The sequence below is a fragment of the Youngiibacter fragilis 232.1 genome, from assembly GCF_000495435.3.
GTDB lineage: Bacteria > Bacillota > Clostridia > Clostridiales > Clostridiaceae > Youngiibacter > Youngiibacter fragilis.
The window spans coordinates 1-5,077 of record NZ_AXUN02000234.1 but is presented as its reverse complement, the minus strand read 5'-3'; the positions used below and the strand labels follow the sequence as shown (position 1 = coordinate 5,077).

The following is a 5,077-nucleotide window of genomic DNA, read 5'->3' as shown; positions in this document are numbered from 1 at the left end:
TCAGGCGACTTGTATATAATAACATTTGCTGGTCTAGGTGTCAACTAAAAATGTAAAATAATCGACAACCTTCAATTGTATAGATAACATATGAAGCTCAAGGGGATTTCCAATTCAAAAATTCACCTCACTGTAAAAACCCAAAAAACTTCTTATTTTTTCCATTTCTTTCATCGGGTTTTCCTGAATATAAAGCAGTGAACTGCACTCTCCTAGGCCATATGCTTCATAAACAATTCCTTTAGTTTCTCAGTACTCTTGTATCCCATTCTTTCAATAATAGAATCCATCGCTTCAAATACAAACAGAAGTTCTGTCATATTTGCATTTTCACCCATGTGACCAATTCGAATGACTTTGTTCTTTAGGTATCCTATGGATCCTGAAAGAAGAAGACCCTTTTCTTTCTTCAGCCTTTTTAGAAATACGTCGACGTCTATGCTGTGAGGCATTTCAACTACGGTAACCGTGTTAGAATAACCATTTTCCAGATGAAGGCTCAGGCCATACTCCCGAATGGCGTTCCGTACCGCATTCGCTATTCTTCTATGCCTTTCCTGAAATTCATATATGCCCTCATCAAGAATATTGTCCACCGCACGTCGCAATCCGAGAATATCAGATGCAGGCATCGAGTAAGGGAACCACTGGTTGGCAATACTGTCTTTAAAGGAAAGCAGATTCATATAGTAGCTTGCTATCGGCACCTTCCTTGACTCCATCGACTTGAATGCAGCTTCGCTTACGCTTGCGAACGTAAGCCCTACAGGTGCAGAAAACGCCTTCTGTGAAGCTCCAAGACAGATGTCTAACATATTCCTATCGGCATCCACTGGTTCACCTCCTGATGAAGCGACTGCATCAACGACGCTCAGTATTCCATATCTCTTCAGCATCGGGCAAATGTCTGATAATGGATTCAGGACACCAGATGGTGTGTCACAATGTACCAGGGTTGCATATTTGAAGTCATGGTCCCTTTCAAGGTATTCCTGAAGCAATTGGGTATCCATAGCTCTTAATCTGTCAAATTTCAAAACTACAGGAATGCCGCCATAGATGGTAACAAAGTCAGCAAACCCTTCACCGAATATCCCGTTCTCCAGTACCAGGACCCTGTCTCCAGGCTCAGTAAGACTGGCACACGCTGCTTCAAGCCCAAGGATGCCCTCTCCTGACAATATTAATACCTGGTTATCAGTACCTATTATCTTACCTATATCTTTTCCAAGAAGCGAGTACATCTCGTAAAACTCGGGATCCATATCTGGATTCATAGTCTCAAGCGATCTTGCCTGTCTTACATTGTCTCTGACCTTAGTAGGACCTGGGAAATATGCCTTAGTCTCCATACCGGTACCTTCTTTCAATTCAGTTTTTGGTTTCTCTAAAATTTAGTTTTACCTGAGCCACCTTAGCGCTCCAGATGATTATTTGTATTATACTGTATATAATGATTTGAGTGAATATGGCAAGAGGTGGTGTATATGAGCCTATATAATGCAGTTTATATAATTGTAATACTTCTGAATTTCATAATATCTGTTTACATAATCTTCGTGAACAGGGAGAAGCCGGAAAAATCAATAGGGTGGCTTCTTATATTCATGCTTGTTCCTATTGTAGGGCTGGTTCTGTATTTCCTTGTGGGAAGGAACTGGAGGAGCACCAACCTGAAGAACAGGCTGTCACATGAAATGCTTACTCTCATCAATGCTAGCCTGGATGATTATGAAGGACCCTATCAGGATATCGCAAAGCTCGTTACAAACGGCAACTCCAGTCCGATGTTCATGAAAAATGAGATCAAGCTGTATAGGGACGGATTTGAAAAATTCAATGACCTCCTCGAGGATCTTAAGTCAGCCAGACACCATATCCACATGGAATACTATATAGTCAAATCTGATGATATCGGAAGGAAGATCTTTGACATACTCAAAGCAAAGGCTCTGGAAGGCGTAGAAGTCAGATTCATCATGGACAAGGTGGGCGGCAGGAAGTTTGACAGGGATTATCTCAGAGACCTTATAGAAAGCGGTGTCGAGATAGTTACCTATTCAGCTCATTTTGCCAACTTCACAAGGTTAATAGATACCTCAATCAATTACAGGAACCATAGGAAGCTGGTTATTATAGATGGGGAAATTGGTTATATCGGTGGCAATAACATCGGAGATGAATATCTCGGAAAAAGCAAGTTCGGTTACTGGCGTGATACCCATATGAGAATAAGGGGCGACTTCGTACTTGGTCTGCAGGGATTGTTCTATGATGATTTTTTCTCCGTTATCAATATCAATGAGAATTCCAGGGTATTCGAGCTTCATCGCAGAAAAGAAGTGCACAAGCAGATCCAGGACTTCGAGAAGTATTTCCCAAAGACTTCCGTTAGCACCTATACACCCATGCAGCTAGCCTATTGCGGACCTGCGTCGCCATTCTCGACCATTGAGCAGCTGTTCATAAAAATGATAACATCTGCCAGGGAAAAGATATTCATAAGCTCCCCTTACTTCATCCCTTCATCAGGGACACTTGAAGCCCTTAGGATAGCAATACTTTCTGGGGTTGATGTCAGGATAATTATGCCCGAACAATATGACCATCCTCCCGTGCAGCATGCATCGATGACTTACATCAAGGAAATATTGCAGCTTGGAGCGAAATTCTACCTTTATGACAAGAACTCATTTATACATACCAAAGCGATTGTTGTTGATGGAAGGATGTTCACCATGGGAACTGCGAACTTTGATGTCAGAAGCTTCTACTACAACTACGAGGTCAACTCAGTTGTCTATGATGAGCTTGAAGCATCAAAGGTAGAAGGTATGTTTTTCGATGATATCGCCAGAAGCAGACTGATCACTTTAGATGAATTCAATGGCAGAGGACTTATAACTAACCTTAAGGAAAGCTTCTTCAGAGTGTTTTCACTCCTATTCTGATGTTAAGTATTGAATATCGTAAAGATTATATGGAGGTTGTTAGATTGGGCAGCAAATTTTTAGATAAGGTAAAATCTGGTGGAAATCCGATAGGGACATTAAGCTCAATGGAAAGCTCTGTAGCTCTTGAATGTCTTGGATATACAGGTGTCGATTTTGTTATGCTTGATACCGAACACGGACCATTGTCAGAAGAAGGTATCTCAGGATACATGACTGCATGCATGGCATCAGGGATTTCAACCATGGTAAGGGTGCGGGAAATTTCAAGAAGTCCCATACTTAAGGTTCTCGATTCGGGAGCGGATGGAGTCATCGTACCCGGAGTTGAAAATATCGATCAAGTCAGGCAGCTGGTAAGCTTCGCTAAGTTTCACCCCCAGGGCAAAAGAGGATTTTGTCCTACCAGGGATGGAGGGTGGGGATTTTCTGAAAGCTTGTCTTCCATTGACAGCTATATGGAGTACGCTAACCGTGAAACCCTTCTGATACCTCAATGCGAAACAAGAGGCTGCCTTGAGTCAATCGAGGAGATTGCCGCCATAGATGGAGTAGACGGAATTCTTGTCGGCCCTTATGACCTGTCAATTGATATGGGCAAGCCGGGACAGTTTGAAGATGACGAGGTCAAAGAGGCAATCGAACGCATCCTTCGCGCCTGCAAGGCAAGCGGTAAAATTTCAATTATATTCTCAGGGGATGCCTTATCGGCGAAGAAGTATCTTGCTGCCGGTTTTGACAGCGTTGTTGTCGGCATAGACACCTCGGTATACATTAAAGCCTATAGGGACATTGTTTCGCAGCTGAATTCAGAAGCGGAGAGAATATAGGATGGTACGACTTAGACCTCTAAAGAAGAATGACTTGGGTCTTATGGTCGGGTGGTTTGAGGACAGACTTGAATTCATGCAATGGTGCGCCGGAAAGTTTCAATATCCACTTACCATTGAACAGCTTCATGATTACTATGAGAGAACAGAGAATGATATGAACGCATGGATTATGACAGCATTGGACTCATCTGGAGATCCTGCAGGTCATTTTTTGATGCGAAAGGCAGACTATGACAACAACAGTGTACACATCGGGTTTATCGTACTTGACAAGCATCATCGTGGAAAAGGTTATGGAAAAGAGATGGTGGGTAGTGCCCTCAATTATGCCTTTGACATTTTGAAGGTTGAAAGAGTCACCCTTGGTGTATTCGAAAACAACTTAACTGCTCACAGGTGTTACATATCCCAAGGATTTATCGAAGAGAATCACATTGAAAATGCATTCCAATATGATGGTGAAAGCTGGGGTCTGTACGAGATGGCAGCAAAAAAGAACTGATTGCTGAATTAGATTTTATTCCATACAAAAAGGAACCTGAAAATCATCATACTTTCAGGTTCCTTTTTGCTTTAAATCCATATGTTTCTGAAACAACCCTTATCAGCGTACCGAATCCCGCACCAATGGAGTCTATCACAACATCCACCAGGGTTCCTGCCCTGCCCGGAACGAACAATTGATGAAATTCGTCAGCAGCAGCATATCCAATGGTTATTAGTAATGCGTACAGGTACACCTTCCTGCCGGAAAAATCAATACTTAACGCATTGGCTATAAGTAAAAACAGGATTGCATACTCTGTCATATGTGCCGCCTTGCGTATAAAGAGGTTGACCAGTGCAAGTTCCTGTCCTCCGGTTCCAATCCCAAAGAATTTCAGGATGGCGACAAGCCTTCCGGACATATCTGAGGAATCTTCTCCGTTCTGCATCGAGAACATGAAAATCAAAGCCATCCACATTATTACTGCCGCATAGGATATCATTCGTTTATTTTTCATCTGAGCCCTCCCTGGGCGATATAAGTCAAATCCCCCGGACCAAAAGATCCGGGGGATTTGACTGACCTGGCGACAACCTACTTTCCCACAGGGCTTCCCCTGCAGTATCATCAGCACCTTGAGGCTTAACCGTCGTGTTCGGAATGGGAACGGGTGTAACCCTCAAAGTCATAGACACCAGATACGAAAAACCATAGGTTTTTCGCTCGTTCGTGCAGATTCGAAGAATCGCAGAACGGCTTATTGATGAGTATTATCCCATCATTGAGAGATATGCTCCCTCAAAACT

General features: G+C 42.7%; 5 protein-coding genes and 1 rRNA gene. 3 read left to right on the top strand and 3 right to left on the bottom strand.

Features of this window, described 5'->3' with window-relative positions; all coding sequences use genetic code 11:
- Positions 1-212 precede the first annotated feature (212 nt).
- Entirely contained in the window at positions 213-1,352 is a 1,140-nt protein-coding gene (locus tag T472_RS18805) for a pyridoxal-phosphate-dependent aminotransferase family protein (RefSeq protein ID WP_023387033.1), read from the bottom strand.
- Positions 1,353-1,487: 135 nt separating this feature from the next.
- Between T472_RS18805 and cls the strand changes: the two genes are divergently transcribed.
- From cls to T472_RS18790, 3 genes are read left to right on the top strand one after another with little or no spacing between them, the layout of a single operon-like run.
- Positions 1,488-2,951, top strand: a complete 1,464-nt coding sequence (gene cls, locus T472_RS18800; RefSeq protein ID WP_023387036.1) for a cardiolipin synthase — start codon at positions 1,488-1,490, stop codon at positions 2,949-2,951.
- Positions 2,952-2,995: 44 nt separating this feature from the next.
- Positions 2,996-3,781, top strand: a complete 786-nt coding sequence (locus tag T472_RS18795; protein WP_023387038.1) for an HpcH/HpaI aldolase family protein — start codon at positions 2,996-2,998, stop codon at positions 3,779-3,781.
- 1 nt (position 3,782) lies between these two features.
- Positions 3,783-4,286, top strand: coding sequence for a GNAT family N-acetyltransferase (locus T472_RS18790; protein WP_023387040.1), 504 nt, complete (start codon positions 3,783-3,785; stop codon positions 4,284-4,286).
- A gap of 46 nt (positions 4,287-4,332) precedes the next feature.
- On the opposite strand, the gene T472_RS18785 is transcribed toward T472_RS18790, so the two are convergent.
- Together T472_RS18785 and rrf are read right to left on the bottom strand one after the other, a co-directional pair.
- The gene (locus T472_RS18785) at positions 4,333-4,788 is read right to left on the bottom strand and encodes a VanZ family protein (protein ID WP_023387043.1); all 456 of its coding nucleotides are present in this window, start codon (positions 4,786-4,788) and stop codon (positions 4,333-4,335) included.
- A 64-nt stretch (positions 4,789-4,852) separates the two neighbouring features.
- A 5S ribosomal RNA gene (rrf, locus tag T472_RS18780) occupies positions 4,853-4,970 on the bottom strand.
- Between the last annotated feature and the right edge of the window lie 107 nt (positions 4,971-5,077).